This window comes from Mycolicibacterium chlorophenolicum, from assembly GCF_001044235.1.
Taxonomy (GTDB): Bacteria; Actinomycetota; Actinomycetes; order Mycobacteriales; family Mycobacteriaceae; genus Mycobacterium; species Mycobacterium chlorophenolicum.
Genome location: NZ_JYNL01000004.1, coordinates 104889 through 121564 on the forward strand (window position 1 = coordinate 104889; position 16676 = coordinate 121564).

A 16676-nucleotide genomic window follows, 5' to 3' on the forward strand; every position below is an offset into this window, starting at 1 on the left:
TGCGCTACCGCACGCAATCCCGACCTACTACTCTGCATAGTCGAACCAGGAAGACCGGCATGTCACGTCGCGTTGTCGGCCGAGCAGGAGGCACCCAGTGAACCCCTTAGAACGGCGCACTTCTGTCATCACCGCCGCCGTGGCGACCGCCGCGGTGGGCCTGTCCATGGTCCTGAGCGGCTGCAGCGCGGGTCAGGTGTCCCAGACCGCGACGCAGGAGCCGGCGATCAACGGCACCAGCGGCAAAGCCGGCCCGATCGCGTTGCGCAACGTGCACCTGCGCGCCCAGCAGACCGCGGACTACGTCCAGCCGGGCCGCGACGTCGAGCTGATCTTCACCGCCGCCAACACCTCGGCCGACGTCAACGACAAGCTGGTCCGGATCACGTCCGACGTCGGCTCGGTGACGCTGACCGGCGACGGCGCGCTGCCGGCCAACGGTGTGTTGGTGGTGGGCACCCCTGACGGTCAGACGGCGGCGCTGGAGAGCGTCGAGCCCGCCGATGCCGCCGAGGCCAAGGTCGCGCTGAGCAAGCCGGTCACCAACGGGCTGACCTATGACTTCACCTTCACCTTCGAGAAGTCCGGCGAGACCACCGTGGCGGTCCCGATCTCGGCGGGCGAGTCGCCGCGGCGCGAGGTCACCGACGACGGCGCTCCGGCCGAGGGCCACTCCGGCGGGCACTAGCCGCCGCATCGGGCGCGCCGCGCCCGATCTGTCGGTCCCGCCGGATACCGTCACCCCGTGGCCCGGACTTCGAAAACACGTTCGCAATACCGGTGTTCGGAATGCCACCACATCACGCCCAAATGGGTGGGCCGCTGCTCTGAGTGCGGCACCTGGGGCACGGTCGACGAAGTCGCGCTGACCGCGGTAGGCGGTTCGGCCACCCGGCGTGTCGTCGCCCCCACCTCCCCCGCGGTGCCGATCAGCTCCATCGACCCGGGCAGCACACGGCACTTCCACACCGGGGTCAGCGAACTCGACCGCGTGCTGGGCGGCGGTCTGGTGCCGGGCTCGGTGACGCTGCTGGCCGGCGATCCAGGGGTCGGCAAGTCGACGCTGCTGCTCGAGGTCGCCCACCGCTGGGCTCAGACGGGCCGGCGCGCGCTGTACCTGTCGGGCGAGGAGTCGGCCGGCCAGATCCGGCTGCGCGCCGAACGCACCGGCTGCGCCCACGACGAGGTCTATCTCGCCGCGGAATCGGATCTGCAGACGGCCTTGGGCCACATCGAGGCGGTCGCACCGTCGCTGGTCGTCGTCGACTCGGTGCAGACCATGTCGACCACCGAGGCCGACGGGGTGACCGGCGGCGTCACCCAGGTGCGCGCCGTGACTACGGCGCTGACGATGACCGCCAAGACCACCGGCGTGGCGATGCTGCTCGTCGGCCACGTCACCAAGGACGGCGCGATCGCCGGGCCGCGTTCCCTCGAGCATCTCGTCGACGTCGTGCTGCACTTCGAGGGCGATCGGGCGTCGTCGCTGCGGATGGTGCGCGGCGTCAAGAACCGGTTCGGGGCCGCCGACGAGGTCGGTTGTTTCCTGTTGCACGACAACGGGATCGAGTGTGTGTCCGATCCCTCGGGACTGTTCCTCGACCAGCGTCCCAAGGCGGTGCCGGGCACGTCGGTCACGGTGACGCTGGACGGCAAGCGGCCGATGATCGGCGAGGTGCAGGCACTGATCGGCTCACCCGCGAGCGGTAGTCCGCGCCGGGCGGTCAGCGGCATCGACTCCTCGCGGGCGGCCATGATCACCGCCGTGCTGGAGAAGCGGGCCCGGCTGCCCGTCGGCGCCAACGACATCTATCTGTCCACCGTCGGCGGGATGCGGCTGACCGACTCGTCGTCCGATCTCGCGGTGGCGCTGGCCATCGCGTCGGCGTTCACCGACCTGCCGATGCCGACCAACGCGATCGCGATCGGGGAGGTCGGCCTCGCCGGTGACCTCCGCCGGGTGACGGGCATGGACCGTCGGCTGTCCGAGGCCGCGCGGTTGGGGTTCACCTGCGCCGTGGTGCCCGCCGGGGTGGCGTCGCCTCCGGCCGGGCTGCGCGCCATCCCGGCCGACGACATCACCTCGGCGTTGCAGGTCCTGCGGCGGATCAGCCAGAATGACGCGAACTGAGGCGGATCCGAGGGGAACAGATGGCCGTGAAGTCGACGGGACGGGCCTCACGCACGGTCGTGCAACTGGCCCGGCCGACACTGCGGGAGACGATCGCCCGGCTCGCGCCCGGCACCCCGCTTCGTGACGGCCTGGAACGCATCCTGCGGGGTCGCACCGGTGCGTTGATCGTCATCGGCTACGACGACAGTGTCGAGGCGATCTGCGACGGCGGCTTCTCCCTCGACGTGCGGTACGCCCCGACCCGGCTGCGCGAGCTGTCGAAGATGGACGGCGCGGTGGTGCTCTCCAGCGATGGCAGCCGCATCCTGCGGGCCAACGTCCAGCTGGTGCCCGACCCGTCGATCCCGACCGAGGAGTCCGGCACCCGGCACCGCTCGGCCGAGCGCACCGCGATCCAGACCGGCTACCCGGTGATCTCGGTCAGCCACTCGATGAGCATCGTGACGGTGTACGTGGCCGGCGAGCGGCACGTCGTGCCGGAATCGGCGACGATCCTGTCCCGGGCCAACCAGACCATCGACACGCTGGAGCGCTACAAGACCCGCCTCGACGAGGTGAGCCGGCAGTTGTCGATGGCCGAGATCGAGGACTTCGTGACTCTGCGCGACGTCATGACCGTGGTGCAGCGCCTGGAGATGGTGCGGCGGATCAGCCTGGAGATCGACTCCGACGTCGTCGAGCTCGGCACCGACGGCAGGCAGCTCAAACTGCAGCTCGACGAGCTGGTGGGCGACAACGACACCGATCGCGAGCTGATCGTGCGCGACTACCACGCCAACCCGGACCCGCCGACGGCCGCCCAGGTCACCGCCACCCTGGAGGAGCTCGACGGGCTCTCCGACAGCGAACTTCTCGACTTCACCACGCTGGCAAGGGTTTTCGGTTATCCGTCGACGGCCGAGGCGCAGGACTCGGCGATGAGCTCCCGCGGCTACCGGGCGATGGCGGGCATCCCGCGGTTGCAGTTCGCGCACGTCGACCTGCTGGTGCGCAACTTCGGCTCGCTACAGGGTCTGCTCGCCGCGAGCGCCAGCGACCTGCAGTCGGTGGAGGGTATCGGCTCGATGTGGGCGCGCCACATCCGCGAGGGTCTGTCGCAGCTGGCCGAGTCGACGATCGCCGACCGGCTCGCCTGACTCAGCCGCCCGGTGCGGGCGCGGGCGCCGGTGCCGGAACCGCTCCCGGCGCACCCGGCGGCAACTGCTGCGGCTGGGCGAGGATGAACGGCACCGTCGCCGAGCGCAGGTTGCCCAGCTGGACCACCAGGTTGTAGGTGCCCGGCCCGATCGGCTGACGCGGCAGCGGGCAGTTCGGCGCCGAACCCATCCCGGTCCAGGTGACCTCGGTGGTCACCTGCTCACCCGGCTGGAAGGTCTTGATCAGCGTCTCGTTGGACGGCGCGCAGTCCAGGTTCGACCACAGTCGCTGGTTGTCCAGCGAGTAGACGTAGGCCGCGAGCACGGCGGCGCCCACGTCGCGCTGGCAGGCGACCAGGCCGATGTTGGTGACGACCATCGTGAACTTCGGCTGGTCGCCGACGACGTACTGCGGCTCGTTGGTGATGCCCTTGACCGCCAGCGTCGAGTCGGGGCAGTCGTCGCCCTCCTTGAGGATCGGCGCGGGCACGACGGCGGCCGTCGGCGTGGCGGTCGGCGGCGGGGCCTGCTGCGCCGGCGCCTGGATCGGGGTCTTGACCTCGGGGTTTCCGCCGGGCAGCGGCGTCGGCGGCGCGGCCGCCTGCGTCTGCTGCGACTCGTTGGCGGTGGGCTGCTCGTTGCTGGTGCTGTTCATGACGACGACCGCGACCACCGCGGCGATGACGCCGATGACGAGCACGGCCACGCCGAGCGCGAGGGCCCTGCGTCGCCAATAGATCTGTTGGGGCAGCGGGCCATGCGGTTCTAGATCCAGCACGAGATCACGGTAAGGGCAGGTCAGTACACCATGTCCGACGTTGCCCGGCGTGTCGCCTTTCAGTTCTCGCCGATGTCGCCTATGTGGTCGCGCAGCACCACCTGGCCGTCGGCCAGGTGGTAGGTCAGCCCGGCGATCGCGAGCCGGCCCTCGCGCACGGCGTCGGCGATCGTGGTCGAGCGACTGAGCAGCTGCTTGCCGGTCTCGGTGACGTGCCGGGCCTCGAACTCGTCGACCCGGGTGAGGCCCTCGCGTCGGCCGACCAGGATGGACGGCGTCACCCGCTCGACGATGTCGCGGATGTAGCCGCTGGGTACCGCGCCGTCATCGAGCGCGGCCAGGGTCGCCCCGACCGCACCGCAGCTGTCGTGCCCGAGCACCACGATGAGTGGCACGTTGAGCACGGCGACCGCGTATTCGATCGACCCGAGCACCGCGCTGTCGATCACGTGTCCGGCGGTGCGCACCACGAACATGTCGCCGAGGCCCTGGTCGAAGATGATCTCGGCCGCGACCCGGCTGTCACCACAGCCGAAGACGACCGCCGTCGGCTTCTGGGCAGCGGTCAGGCTGGCACGACGCTCGATGCTCTGGCTGGGATGCTCGGGCTTGCCCGCGACGAAGCGCTCGTTACCCTCCTTGAGTGCTTTCCACGCGGTCAACGGATTCGTGTTCGGCATGGCGGACATTCTGCCCGAGCCGGCACCGATGATCGACACCGGTGAGCTGCTGGACTGGTATGCCACCGCGCAGCGGGATCTGCCGTGGCGCCGGCCGGGCGTCTCGGCATGGCAGATCCTGGTCAGCGAGTTCATGCTGCAGCAGACGCCGGTCGCGCGGGTGGAGCCCATCTGGCTGGACTGGGTGGCCCGCTGGCCGACGCCGTCGGCGACCGCGGCGGCCGGCGCGGCCGACGTGCTGCGGGCGTGGGGCAAGCTCGGCTACCCGCGCCGGGCCAAGCGGCTGCACGAGTGCGCGACCGTGATCGCCACCGAGCACGGCGACGTCGTGCCCGACGACGTCGACACGCTGCTGTCGCTGCCGGGCATCGGCACCTACACGGCCCGGGCGGTGGCCTGCTTCGCCTACCGGCAGCGGGTGCCGGTCGTCGACACCAACGTGCGCCGGGTGGTGGCCCGCGCCGTGCACGGCCGCGACGACGCCGCCGCGGCCTCGACGCGCGACCTCGACGACGTCGCCTCGCTGCTGCCCGACGACGACACCGCACCGACGTTCTCGGTGGCGCTGATGGAACTGGGCGCGACCGTGTGCACGGCGCGCTCCCCGAAGTGCGGCGTGTGCCCGCTGAGCCACTGCACGTGGCGTTCGCTGGGCTTCCCCGCAGGCACCGGACCGGCACGCAAGGTGCAGAAGTACGCCGGCACCGACCGGCAGGTGCGTGGCCGGTTGCTGGATGTGTTGCGCGGCAGCACATCTCCGGTCAGCCGCGCCGAACTCGACGTGGCGTGGACGACCGACACCGCTCAGCGCGACCGCTGCCTCGACTCACTGCTGGTCGACGGTCTGGTGGAACAGACCGAGGACGGCCGGTTCGCGCTGGCGGGTGAGGGCGGCGAGGTCAGACCACCGTCCGCGGTCTGAAGGCGGCCACCTGCATCAGCCACGCCGCTGATCCACGACGCGTCGTTGCGTCGGTCAGCGCAGATGAGTGAGCAACTGCTGCCAGGTGCCCGCGGCGGCGTCGCGGGACGACACGGTGGTGACGGGTTGCGGCCACTGGATCGCCAGATCCGGATCGTCGTGCGCGACCGCGATGTCCTCCCGCGGATCGTGTGGACGGTCGATGCGATAGCACACATCAGCTGTGGGAGTGAGGGATTGGAAACCATGCAGGAACCCCGGCGGGATGTAGAGGTGCCGGAACTGCTCGTCGTCGAGCCGGAACGCCTGCCAGCGCCCGAACGTGGGCGAATCCGGTCGGATGTCGACGACGACGTCGTGGACCGCACCGTGGGCACATCGGACGAGCTTCGCCTCGCCGCGTCCGCCGCGACCGTGCATACCTCGAACCACACCGCGCCCGGAACGCGACTGGGAGTCTTGGACGAATCGCGCCGATGCGCCGGGTTCCCCGAGGTTGTCGTCGAAGATCTTGGCGTCGAACGTCCGGGTGAACAAGCCACGTTCGTCACGGAATGGGTTCGGCACCATCACAACTACGTCAGCCAGCTCAGTCTCTTCGACGCGCACGAAACCATGCTGCCATGACCGGTTCTTCCCCGTCCGAAAGTACCGATCGTACGGGGGCGCGGCCCAACCCGGCCGATGCGGCTCCTACGCCGTCGCCGCGCACTCGGATTCGGCTGCGGCAGAAGCGAATCGGCGCCGGTAATCCGACGGGGTGACGCCGATGATCCGGCGGAAGTGGTGTCGCAGCAGCGTGGCGTTACCGAAGCCCGACTGGTCGGCGATGCCGTCGATGTCCATCGTGGTCTCCTCGAGCAACCGGCGGGCGAAGAGCACGCGCTGATCGGTGACCCACTGCATCGGCGTGCGGCCGGTCTCCTCGACGAAGCGGCGCGCGAACGTGCGGCCGGACATGTGCGCCCGGCGCGCCAGCGACGTGACGGTGTGCGGCTTGTCCAGGTTGGCCAGGATCCAGTCCAGGTGCGGGGCGAAGCGCTCCGAACATCGCACCGGGATCGGCTGGTCGATGTACTGGCGCTGCCCGCCGTCACGCTGCGGCGGCACCACCATGCGCCGAGCGATCTTGTTGGTGATCTCGCTGCCCATCTCACGCCGCACCAGATGCAGGCACGCGTCGATACCCGCTGCGGTCCCCGCGCTGGTGATCAGGTTGCCGTCGTCGACGAACAGCACGTTGCGGTCCACCTTGGCGGTCGGATACATGCGCGCGAGTTCGTCGGCGTGCATCCAGTGGGTGGTGCACGGCCGTCCGTCGAGCAGGCCGGCCGCGCCCGCGACGAACGCGCCCGAACACACCGTCAGGATGATCGACCCGGAGTCGGCGGCCCGGCGAATCGCTTCGAGCGCCTCGGGCAGATACTCCGAACCGCCGATCGCCGGAATGGCGACGAGGTCGGCGCCGACGAGATCGTCGAGGCCGTGATCGGGGATGATCGTCGCGCCGACCGAGGTGCGCAGCGGCTTACCCGGCTCGGGGCCGCACACCTTGAAGTCGAAGTTGGGAACCCCGTCGGCGGAGCGGTCGATGCCGAACACCTCGCAGATCACGCCGAACTCGAACACCGCCAGTCCGTCGAGGACCAGCGTCGCCACCGTGCGGATCGTCATGGCAGCATCTTATCCACGGATGTCGCTTCTGCCACTGTTGGCACGATATTTCGTCGGCGCACGATTACTGCCATGAGCATTGCACTGACCTTCCTGATCCTGTCCCTCCCGTTCGCCCTCGCAGCCGCGCTGACCTGGGCGGCTCACCGCTCCGGCGTGCTGCGGCTGCACCGCGAGCAGTTCCGCTTCGCCGCGCCGCTGGCGGGCCGCCTCTTCGAGGACGACCGTGACCTCTGCCGCGTCGCGCACGATGTGGACGCCATCCGGACCCGCTTCGAACGTCAGCCGTCCTGGCCGCGCTCAAGCGCCACGGGTGAACGTCGTTAGAAACGTCTCGACGGCGTCCCGATATTTCCCCGGGGCGTCGTCGTGCACGAGATGACCCGCCCCGGGCACCTGCACATAGGTGGTGCGCCTGCCCACCCGCGCCATTTCGGCCATCTGGCCCGGCGGCGTCACCGAGTTGCCGGCCTCGATCAGCAGCGCCGGCACGTCGACCGCCCGCCACTGCTCCCAGTAGTCGCGGGTGCCCCATTCCGCCGCGATCTCGATCCACCGGCCGGGGTGCCCGTGGAGTCGCCACCCCGTCGCCGTGCGGTCGAACGCCTCCAGGAAGTACCGCCCCGCGACCGGGCCGAACTCCGCATAGACCTGCTCCTCGGCGCCGAACTCGACCGGCAGCGCGTGCACCCACGGCTCCCACGGCCCCGTCGTCCGGCCGCGGAAATCCGGCGCCATGTCCTCGACGACCACCGCCTCGACCAGTTCCGGCCGGGCCGCGGCCAGACACCACGAGTGCAGGCCGCCCATCGAGTGGCCGATCATGATCGCCGGCTCCCCCAGCGACGCGACGGCGTCGGCCAGATCGGCGACGAAACGTTCGGTCGAGACCGGCTGATCGTCGGGGACGTCGCGCCCGCGGTGCCACGGCGCGTCGTAGACGTGCACCCGGCCCCAGCGGGTCAACCACGGCAGTTGCCGCGACCACGTGGAGCCCCGGCCCATCAGCCCGTGCACCAGCACCAGCGGGCGGCCACTGCCGCCCACGGCGGTGAGCAGGTCCATGGGGTCATCATGCCGGGGCCACGCGGTAGCCTGAACGCCATGTCCGAGCAGAACGACAAGCCGACACCGGTGGTGAAGATCAACGCGATCGAGGTCCCGCCCGGCGCCGGCCCGGAACTGGAGAAGCGGTTCGCTCACCGCGCCCACGCCGTCGACAACCAAGCCGGTTTCCTCGGCTTCCAGCTGCTGCGCCCGATCAAGGGCGAGGACCGGTACTTCGTCGTCACGCAGTGGGAGTCCGAAGAGGCGTTCCAGGCATGGGCCAGCGGACCGGCCATCGAGGCGCACGCCGGTGAGCGTGCCAACCCGGTGTCCAAGGGCGCGTCGCTGCTCGAGTTCGAGGTTGTGCTCGACGTTGCAGGAACCCGCACCGACGCGTAGGGCCGCCGGGGCTCGACGCCGAGTGGCCGCCTGCGCGGTCGCGCTGCTGTCCGTCGCAGCCCTGGCGTGCGGCTGCACCGGAACCCGACCCGCCCCGGCCGACGCCGCCTACGGCGTCCCGATCCAGATCAACACCCCGCAGGGTCTGCGCGCCAAACAGACCATGGACATGCTCAACAGCGACTGGCCCATCGGGGAGAACGGGGTGCGCACCCTGGCCGCCCCGCAGGTCGTCGAGGCCGTGGGCGTCACGCTCGACCGGATGTGGTGGGACAGGCCGTTCACCGTCACCAAGATCGACGTCGGCGCCGGCAGCGCCACTCTGCACGTGCTCACGTCCTACGGGGTGGCGCAGACGATCGAACTGCGCACCGACGACGCCGGCATGGTCGACCGGTTCTCTGCCGAGCTGGTGCCGCCGCCGATCACGTCGTGGCCCGACGTCGACCGGGAGCTGACGAAGTCGGGCGCGAAGTACTCGTATCAGGTGGCCAAGGTGACCGACGGCCGGTGCACGAAGGTGGCCGGCACCAACACCGAGATGTCCCTGCCGCTCGCGTCGATCTTCAAGCTGTACGTGCTCTACGCCCTGTCCGACGCGGTCAAGGCCCACACGGTCGCGTGGACCGATCCCCTGACCATCACGACCGAGGCCAAGGCCGTCGGGTCCTCGGGCTTCGACAAGCTGCCGCCGGGGGCGACGGTGACGGTGCGTGACGCCGCGCAGCAGATGATCTCCGCGAGCGACAACATGGCCACCGACCTGCTCATCGAGCGGATGGGCCCCGGCGCCATCGAGCGCGCCCTGGTGGCCGCGGGCCATCACGACCCGGCGAGCATGACGCCGTTCCCGACCATGCACGAAATGTTCTCGGTGGGCTGGGGCGAACCGAACCTCCGCGAACAGTGGAAGCAGGCCACGCCGGCGGGACGTGCGCAACTGCTGCAGCAGACCAACGCCCGCCCCTACGAGCCGGACCCGCAGCGCACCCACATGCCGGCCTCGGACATCGGCGCCGAGTGGTACGCCAGCGCCGCCGACATCTGCCGACTGCACGCCGCGCTGCAGCGCAACGCGACCGGCGAGGCCGCACCGGTGCACGACATCCTGTCCGTCGTGCCCGGGATCGACCTGGACCGCACGCTGTGGCCCTACATCGGGGCCAAGGCCGGCAACCTGCCCGGCGATCTGACGTTCAGCTGGTACGCCGTGGACCGCACCGGGCAGGGCTGGGTGGTCAGCATGCAGACCAACTGGTCGCAGTACCGCAGCCCGACCGCGGCGTCCTGGCTGCTGTCGATCGCCCGGCAGATGTTCGGCATGGTGGCGCCGCGGTAGCTCAGGGCTGCGCGTGCAGGGTCCAGGCGTGCCCGCGGAAGTGCATCACGGTCGCACTGACCGGTGCGATGTCGATGCGCCAGAACGACTTCGGCGGCGCATCGATCACGACGAGCATCGCGGCGCGGATCACCGCCGGGTGGGTGACGGCGAGAACCCGGATCCGCTCGGCGGTCAGTGATTCCATCCAGCCGCGGACCCGCTCGATCAGGTCGACGACGGTCTCACCGCCGTGCGGCGCCTGCGCCGGGTCGGTGAGCCAGATCGCCAGTTCGGCGGGCGGCACCCGGCCCAGCACCTCGCCGCGCCACCGTCCGCAGTCCAGGTCGGCGAGCCGGGGTTCGATCTGCGGATGCGCGCCGAGCAGGTCGGCGGTCTGGATGGTCCGCGCCTCCGGACCGCAGTAGGCGCGGTCGGCGCCGCGCAGGTCGATCCCCGCGCCGACCTGCCTGCGTCCCAGTGCGTTTAGCGGTTCGTCGGTGGGAAATCGTCCGGCCGCCATCGCGTCGGTCATGCCGTGTGACACGAAGGTCAGCCGGACGACCTCACTCACGATGCGGAGACGACCTGCTTTCGCTCCCCGAGCAGACGCGACACCAGCGCGGCGAACACCAGTCCGATCGTCGCGTAGACGACGACCTGCGTGCCGAGCGAGGCGAGCCGGAACTCGTAGAGCACGTCGGCCGGGAAACCGCCGTACAGGATCGTGCCCGCGTCGTCGACCAGCGGGCCCGGCGTCTCGTCGACCGTCGGCAACGCCAGCATCACCACGGCGACCGCGACGACGTACGCGCCGGCGGCCGCCAGCGTGGCGTTCCACCCGCCGAGCCGCCCCGCCAGTCGCCGCCCGAGGATCACCGCACCCACCAGCAGCGCGGCCGAGACCACCACCATCAGCAGGTAGAGCAGCGTGCGCTGGCGGATCGTCTCGTCCAGGCTGAGCGCCGGCGGGCTGGCCGGGTACTTCAGGAACGGCACGACGTAGAGGCTGAGCAGCATGCCGCCCGCGACGTAGACCGCCAGCAGGCGTGCGGAGACGTCGCCCACCCGGCCGTAGGCCACCGCGAAGACGACGGCGAACAGCGCGCCGATCGCGACGCTGAACAGCAGCACACCCAGACCCATCCCGATGTTGGCCTGGATGGCGCGGCTGAAACCGCCGCCCGCCTCACCGTGGCTGTGTCCGCCGTGTTGCATCGCTTCGTGCGCGGCGCCGATGCCGTCCTCGTAGGCGATGGCCTTGTCGATCTGCGGCTCGACGAACAGCCGCGCGAAAAGAAACGCCAGCACACCGGCGACGGCGCCGGCCAGCAGGCCGCGCCCGATGATCTGTTTCTCCATGTTCGGTTGTCCCCTGGGTCGCCGGGTCAGTGGCAGGGGAAGCCGAGCAGGTGCCGCCCGTCGTGCAGGAACTCGTGAATGGCGGTGTTCGAGCCGAACACGGACGTGGCGCCCTGATCCAGGCCGACGAAGTACAGCGTCAGCAGCGCGAAGAACGCCGTCAGCGACAGCCAGAGCACCGCCTTGGTGGCGGAGAAGTCGATGGCCTTCGCGCGTGTGGTGGGGGCGTGAGGAGCGGTCATGGTGAGTCCTTTCCGGGATTTCGCGTCCCAGTCGGCGGGTGCCGACGGCATCGGGTCTGACTGTTCACAGTGGCGCGACCGTTCTGGAGTCTCACCAGATTCCGATGTCCGTCGATGACAGAAGGGATCGTATGACAAACGGGCGGCCACCGGTGAGGTGACCGCCCGTTTGGCGTGTGCGTGCGTTATTCGGCGACGCTCGGCGCGCCTGCCGCTCCGGCCTGGGCCAGGTCCGGCTCCGGCGTCTCGGAGCGCTTCGGTCCACCCTGGAAGGTGAACACGGCGTCCTCGCCGGGACCCTCGCCGTCCCAGTTGTCGACGTCGACGGTGACGTTCTGACCGGGTCCGACCTCCTCGAAGAGGATCTTCTCCGACAGCTGGTCCTCGATCTCGCGCTGGATGGTGCGCCGCAGCGGGCGGGCACCCAGCACCGGGTCGAAGCCGCGCTTGGCCAGCAGAGCCTTGGCCCGATCCGTCAGCTCCATCGTCATGTCCTTGGCCCGCAACTGGTTGCCGACCCGGCCGATCATCAGGTCGACCATCTTGATGATCTCGTCCTGCGTCAGCTGGTGGAACACGATGATGTCGTCGATACGGTTCAGGAACTCCGGCCGGAAGTGCTTCTTCAGCTCGTCGTTGACCTTCTGCTTCATCCGCTCGTAGTTGTTCTCGCCACCACCCTGGGTGAAGCCGAGGCCCACCGCCTTGGAGATGTCGGACGTCCCGAGGTTCGAGGTGAAGATCAGCACGGTGTTCTTGAAGTCGACCGTGCGGCCCTGACCGTCGGTGAGGCGGCCGTCTTCGAGGACCTGCAGGAGGCTGTTGTAGATCTCCTGGTGGGCCTTCTCGATCTCGTCGAACAGCACGACGCTGAACGGCTTGCGGCGCACCTTCTCGGTGAGCTGGCCGCCCTCCTCGTAGCCGACGTACCCGGGAGGGGCACCGAACAGGCGCGAGGCGGTGAAGCGGTCGTGGAACTCGCCCATGTCGATCTGGATGAGTGCGTCGTCGTCGCCGAACAGGAAGTTGGCCAGCGCCTTGGACAGCTCGGTCTTACCGACACCGGACGGGCCGGCGAAGATGAACGAGCCCGACGGACGCTTGGGGTCCTTCAGACCGGCACGGGTACGGCGGATCGCTTTGGAGACCGCCTTGACGGCGTCCTCCTGGCCGATGATCCGCTTGTGCAGCTCGTCCTCCATGCGGAGCAGCCGTGTGGTCTCCTCCTCGGTGAGCTTGAACACCGGGATACCGGTCCAGTTGCCCAGCACCTCGGCGATCTGCTCGTCGTCGACCTCGGCGACCACGTCGAGATCGCCTGAGCGCCACTGCTTCTCACGCTCGGCCCGCTGCGCGACGAGCTGCTTCTCCTTGTCGCGCAGGTTCGCGGCCTTCTCGAAGTCCTGCGCGTCGATCGCGGACTCCTTCTCCCGGCGCGCGTCGGCGATCTTCTCGTCGAACTCGCGCAGGTCCGGCGGCGCGGTCATCCGGCGGATGCGCATCCGTGCGCCGGCCTCGTCGATCAGGTCGATCGCCTTGTCGGGGAGGAAGCGGTCGTTGATGTAGCGGTCGGCCAGGGTCGCGGCCGCCGCGATCGCACCGTCGGTGATCGAGACGCGGTGGTGTGCCTCGTACCGGTCGCGCAGCCCCTTGAGGATCTCGATGGTGTGCGCCACCGTCGGCTCGCCGACCTGCACCGGCTGGAACCGGCGCTCGAGCGCGGCGTCCTTCTCGATGTACTTGCGGTACTCGTCGAGGGTGGTCGCGCCGATGGTCTGCAGCTCACCGCGGGCCAGCTTCGGCTTGAGGATGCTCGCGGCATCGATCGCGCCCTCGGCGGCACCGGCACCGACGAGCGTGTGCAGCTCGTCGATGAACAGGATGATGTCGCCGCGGGTGTTGATCTCCTTGAGGACCTTCTTCAGGCGCTCCTCGAAGTCACCGCGGTAGCGGCTGCCCGCGACCAGCGATCCCAGATCCAGGGTGTAGAGCTGCTTGTCCTTGAGCGTCTCGGGAACGTCGCCGTGCACGATCGCCTGCGCGAGCCCCTCGACGACGGCGGTCTTACCGACGCCGGGCTCGCCGATCAGCACCGGGTTGTTCTTGGTGCGGCGGCTCAGCACCTGCATGACCCGCTCGATTTCCTTCTCGCGGCCGATGACCGGGTCGAGCTTGCCCTCCATCGCGGCGGCGGTCAGGTTGCGGCCGAACTGGTCGAGCACCAGCGACGTCGACGGGTTGCCCGCCTCGCCGCCGCGCCCGCCGGTGCCGGCTTCGGCGGTCTCCTTGCCCTGGTATCCGCTCAGCAGCTGGATGACCTGCTGGCGCACCCGGGTCAGTTCTGCGCCGAGCTTGACCAGCACCTGGGCGGCAACACCCTCGCCTTCGCGGATCAGGCCCAGCAGGATGTGCTCGGTGCCGATGTAGTTGTGGCCGAGCTGCAGCGCCTCGCGCAGGCTCAGCTCCAGCACCTTCTTCGCACGCGGGGTGAAGGGGATGTGCCCGGACGGCGCCTGCTGGCCCTGACCGATGATCTCCTCGACCTGGCTGCGCACACCCTCCAGGGAGATGCCCAGCGATTCGAGTGACTTGGCGGCCACGCCCTCACCCTCGTGAATGAGTCCCAGCAGGATGTGCTCGGTGCCGATGTAGTTGTGATTGAGCATCCGGGCCTCTTCTTGGGCCAGGACGACAACCCGACGTGCACGGTCGGTGAATCTTTCGAACATCCGTGGTTACCTGCTCTCCATCGCATAGGTAGGCACACGCACGAGAAAGTGCTCTGCACCTGCCGTCCACTGTAATGGGCGGCGGCCCCGGGTGCCCCGCCTGTCGCCCCGGTTCACCGCTGGCTGAAACCGGCGATGGCAACGGGCGCGGATGCGGTGACCACCCGGCACTGCCCAGACCAACGCGTCGGGCCCGGATTTCGTTTCGTCCCGAGCACCCGGGTGAGTTCGCCGCGAGCGAACGATCACCCCGGAAAGTGTGCCGGCAACGAGGCCTTACGTTGCCTCGTGGAACGCGTCGATGACGTCAGCGGGGATTCTGCCGCGAGTGGAGACGTTGTGACCGTTGCGGCGCGCCCACTCCCTGATTGCCGCGCTCTGCTCGCGGTCGATGGCGGCGCGACCCCGGCCGGTACCGACGGCGCGGCCGCGGCGACGGCCACCGACCCGGCGGCCCGCCTCGACCCACTGCTTGAGATCGTTGCGGAGTTTGGCGGCGTTCTTGGCGGACAGGTCGATCTCGTAACTCACTCCGTCGAGACCGAATTCGACGGTCTCGTCGGCGGCGCCTTCACCGTCGAAATCGTCGACGAGGGTGACGGTGACTTTCTTGGCCATGGCCAGTGCCCTTCTGTACGCGCTGCGCGACACAAATGCTCGCTAGGCTCCCAATCCCCGGCATCAATCTGCCATAAATGGGCAATCCATTCAACAACGCGACAATCGCGGCGGTTCAGTAGCCGTGCCGACGAACAATCGGGAACAAAACCGTCTCCCTAATGGACAGCCCTGTCAACGCCATGAGCAGGCGGTCGATGCCCATTCCGGTACCCGTTGTCGGGGGCATACCGTACTCGAGCGCGGACAGGAAATCCTCGTCGAGAGCCATTGCTTCGTCATCGCCCGCGGCCGCGGCGCGCGCTTGGGCCTCGAACCTTTCCCGCTGGATCACCGGATCGATGAGTTCGGAATAGCCGGTCGCGAGTTCGATGTGACGAATGTAGAGATCCCATTTTTCGGTGACGCCGTCGATACTGCGATGCTCGCGGGTCAGCGGTGTGGTCTCCACCGGGAAGTCGCGGACGAATGTCGGCGCCCACAAAGTGTCGCCGACCGCGTGCTCCCACAGTTCCTCCACCAATTTCCCGTGCCCATATCCGCGATCACGGGGAATCTCGACACCGAGTCGGTCGGCGATCTGCCAGAGCCGTTCGGCGGAAGTCTGCGGCGTGATCTCCTCCCCGAGCGCTTCGGACAAAGACGGATACATTCCGATGCTGTCCCATTCGCCGTCGAGGTCGTAGACACTTCCGTCGGGCAAAGTCACCTGGCGCGTGCCGATCGCCTCGTCGGCGACCTCCTGGATGAGTTCTCGCGTCACCTTCGCGGAATCGTCGTACGTACCGTAGGCCTGATAAGTCTCCAGCATCGCGAATTCGGGGGAATGGGTGGAATCGGCGCCTTCGTTTCGGAACACGCGATTCAACTCGAAAACCCGGTCGAAACCGCCGACGACGCAACGCTTGAGAAAAAGTTCCGGGGCAATGCGCAGATAAAGATCCGCGTCGAGCGCATTGGAGTGGGTGACGAACGGACGCGCCGCCGCGCCGCCGGCCAGCGTCTGCAGCATCGGGGTCTCGACCTCGAGGAAGCCCCGCCGCTCCAGCGCCGAGCGCACGGCCCGCACGACCGCGATGCGCTGGCGGGCGATGGTGCGCGCCTCGGGGCGCACGATGAGATCCACGTAGCGCTGCCGCACCCGTGCCTCTTCGCTCATCTCCTTGTGCGCCACCGGCAGCGGCCGCAACGACTTGGACGCGATTTGCCAGGAGTCGGCCAGCACAGACAATTCGCCGCGCCGCGAACTGATGACCTCCCCGTGCACGAACACGATGTCGCCGAGATCGACGTCGGCCTTCCACGCGTCGAGTGATTCCTGGCCGACGCGGTCCAGGCTGATCATCGCCTGCAGCTGAGTGCCGTCGCCCTCCTGCAACGTCGCGAAGCACAGCTTGCCGGAGTTACGGGCGAAGATGACCCGGCCCGACACCCCGACCAGCGTGCCGGTGGTCTCGTCGGCGGCGAGCGCGGGGAACGCCTGGCGCACCTCGGCGAGGGTGTGGGTGCGCGCCACCTCGACGGGGTAGGGCTCGCGACCCTCGTCGAGCAACTTCTGGCGCTTCGCCTGACGGATCCGGAACTGCTCGGGGATGTCGTCGGGGATGTCCTCGGAGTTGCCGCTGGCCAGATCTGCG

General features: G+C 69.0%; 18 protein-coding genes. 7 read left to right on the plus strand and 11 right to left on the minus strand.

The window, feature by feature from the left end; all coding sequences use genetic code 11:
- Positions 1–97: 97 nt before the first annotated feature.
- From MCHLDSM_RS02140 to disA, 3 genes are read left to right on the plus strand one after another with little or no spacing between them, the layout of a single operon-like run.
- Entirely contained in the window at positions 98–688 is a 591-nt protein-coding gene (locus MCHLDSM_RS02140) for a copper chaperone PCu(A)C domain-containing protein (protein ID WP_053082828.1), read from the plus strand.
- 57 nt (positions 689–745) lie between these two features.
- Positions 746–2131: a DNA repair protein RadA gene (radA, locus tag MCHLDSM_RS02145; protein WP_048418579.1), complete on the plus strand. Its 1386-nt coding sequence runs from the start codon at positions 746–748 to the stop codon at positions 2129–2131.
- Between the two features lie 20 nt (positions 2132–2151).
- Positions 2152–3270 carry a DNA integrity scanning diadenylate cyclase DisA gene (disA, locus tag MCHLDSM_RS02150; protein WP_048418580.1) on the plus strand — a complete coding sequence of 373 codons (1119 nt, stop codon included), beginning with the start codon at positions 2152–2154 and terminating at the stop codon, positions 3268–3270.
- A 1-nt stretch (position 3271) separates the two neighbouring features.
- On the opposite strand, the gene MCHLDSM_RS02155 is transcribed toward disA, so the two are convergent.
- Together MCHLDSM_RS02155 and MCHLDSM_RS02160 are read right to left on the minus strand one after the other, a co-directional pair.
- Positions 3272–4048 (minus strand): hypothetical protein, encoded by a 777-nt coding sequence (locus MCHLDSM_RS02155; RefSeq protein WP_201780352.1) that lies wholly within the window; start codon positions 4046–4048, stop codon positions 3272–3274.
- Positions 4049–4107: 59 nt separating this feature from the next.
- Positions 4108–4728, minus strand: coding sequence for a carbonic anhydrase (locus tag MCHLDSM_RS02160; RefSeq protein WP_048418581.1), 621 nt, complete (start codon positions 4726–4728; stop codon positions 4108–4110).
- Here MCHLDSM_RS02160 and MCHLDSM_RS02165 point away from each other — a divergent pair.
- Positions 4727–5650: an iron-sulfur binding domain-containing protein gene (locus tag MCHLDSM_RS02165; protein WP_048468672.1), complete on the plus strand. Its 924-nt coding sequence runs from the start codon at positions 4727–4729 to the stop codon at positions 5648–5650. The two genes, MCHLDSM_RS02160 and MCHLDSM_RS02165, sit on opposite strands and share 2 nt — an antisense overlap.
- Before the next feature lie 54 nt (positions 5651–5704).
- On the opposite strand, the gene rfbC is transcribed toward MCHLDSM_RS02165, so the two are convergent.
- Together rfbC and MCHLDSM_RS02175 are read right to left on the minus strand one after the other, a co-directional pair.
- Positions 5705–6259: a dTDP-4-dehydrorhamnose 3,5-epimerase gene (rfbC, locus tag MCHLDSM_RS02170; RefSeq protein WP_048468673.1), complete on the minus strand. Its 555-nt coding sequence runs from the start codon at positions 6257–6259 to the stop codon at positions 5705–5707.
- An 84-nt stretch (positions 6260–6343) separates the two neighbouring features.
- The gene (locus MCHLDSM_RS02175) at positions 6344–7324 is read right to left on the minus strand and encodes a helix-turn-helix domain-containing protein (protein WP_048468674.1); all 981 of its coding nucleotides are present in this window, start codon (positions 7322–7324) and stop codon (positions 6344–6346) included.
- A 72-nt stretch (positions 7325–7396) separates the two neighbouring features.
- Here MCHLDSM_RS02175 and MCHLDSM_RS02180 point away from each other — a divergent pair, with 72 nt between their 5' ends.
- Positions 7397–7651: a hypothetical protein gene (locus MCHLDSM_RS02180; RefSeq protein WP_048468675.1), complete on the plus strand. Its 255-nt coding sequence runs from the start codon at positions 7397–7399 to the stop codon at positions 7649–7651.
- Here MCHLDSM_RS02180 and MCHLDSM_RS02185 read toward each other — a convergent pair.
- On the minus strand, positions 7625–8389 hold the full coding sequence (locus tag MCHLDSM_RS02185; protein ID WP_048468676.1) for an alpha/beta fold hydrolase: 765 nt from the start codon (positions 8387–8389) through the stop codon (positions 7625–7627). The genes MCHLDSM_RS02180 and MCHLDSM_RS02185 overlap by 27 nt on opposite strands.
- Before the next feature lie 39 nt (positions 8390–8428).
- Between MCHLDSM_RS02185 and mhuD the strand changes: the two genes are divergently transcribed.
- Together mhuD and MCHLDSM_RS02195 are read left to right on the plus strand one after the other, a co-directional pair.
- Positions 8429–8770: a mycobilin-forming heme oxygenase MhuD gene (gene mhuD / locus MCHLDSM_RS02190; protein ID WP_048468677.1), complete on the plus strand. Its 342-nt coding sequence runs from the start codon at positions 8429–8431 to the stop codon at positions 8768–8770.
- 22 nt (positions 8771–8792) lie between these two features.
- A complete protein-coding gene (locus tag MCHLDSM_RS02195; RefSeq protein WP_048468678.1) occupies positions 8793–10109 on the plus strand; it encodes a serine hydrolase in 1317 nt (438 codons plus the stop codon).
- Between the two features lies 1 nt (position 10110).
- Here MCHLDSM_RS02195 and MCHLDSM_RS02200 read toward each other — a convergent pair whose 3' ends face one another.
- From MCHLDSM_RS02200 to lysS, 6 genes are all read right to left on the minus strand, one after another.
- Positions 10111–10662 carry a histidine phosphatase family protein gene (locus MCHLDSM_RS02200; protein WP_048468679.1) on the minus strand — a complete coding sequence of 184 codons (552 nt, stop codon included), beginning with the start codon at positions 10660–10662 and terminating at the stop codon, positions 10111–10113.
- A complete protein-coding gene (locus MCHLDSM_RS02205; protein WP_048468680.1) occupies positions 10659–11450 on the minus strand; it encodes a CbtA family protein in 792 nt (263 codons plus the stop codon). The genes MCHLDSM_RS02200 and MCHLDSM_RS02205 overlap by 4 nt, the downstream gene beginning before the upstream one ends.
- A 26-nt stretch (positions 11451–11476) precedes the next feature.
- The gene (locus MCHLDSM_RS02210; RefSeq protein WP_048468741.1) at positions 11477–11692 is read right to left on the minus strand and encodes a CbtB domain-containing protein; all 216 of its coding nucleotides are present in this window, start codon (positions 11690–11692) and stop codon (positions 11477–11479) included.
- 185 nt (positions 11693–11877) lie between these two features.
- Positions 11878–14421 (minus strand): ATP-dependent protease ATP-binding subunit ClpC, encoded by a 2544-nt coding sequence (gene clpC1, locus MCHLDSM_RS02215; protein WP_048468681.1) that lies wholly within the window; start codon positions 14419–14421, stop codon positions 11878–11880.
- A 276-nt stretch (positions 14422–14697) separates the two neighbouring features.
- Entirely contained in the window at positions 14698–15039 is a 342-nt protein-coding gene (gene lsr2 / locus MCHLDSM_RS02220; protein WP_048418605.1) for a histone-like nucleoid-structuring protein Lsr2, read from the minus strand.
- Positions 15040–15154: 115 nt separating this feature from the next.
- Positions 15155–16669 (minus strand): lysine--tRNA ligase, encoded by a 1515-nt coding sequence (lysS, locus tag MCHLDSM_RS02225; protein ID WP_048468742.1) that lies wholly within the window; start codon positions 16667–16669, stop codon positions 15155–15157.
- Positions 16670–16676 lie beyond the last annotated feature (7 nt).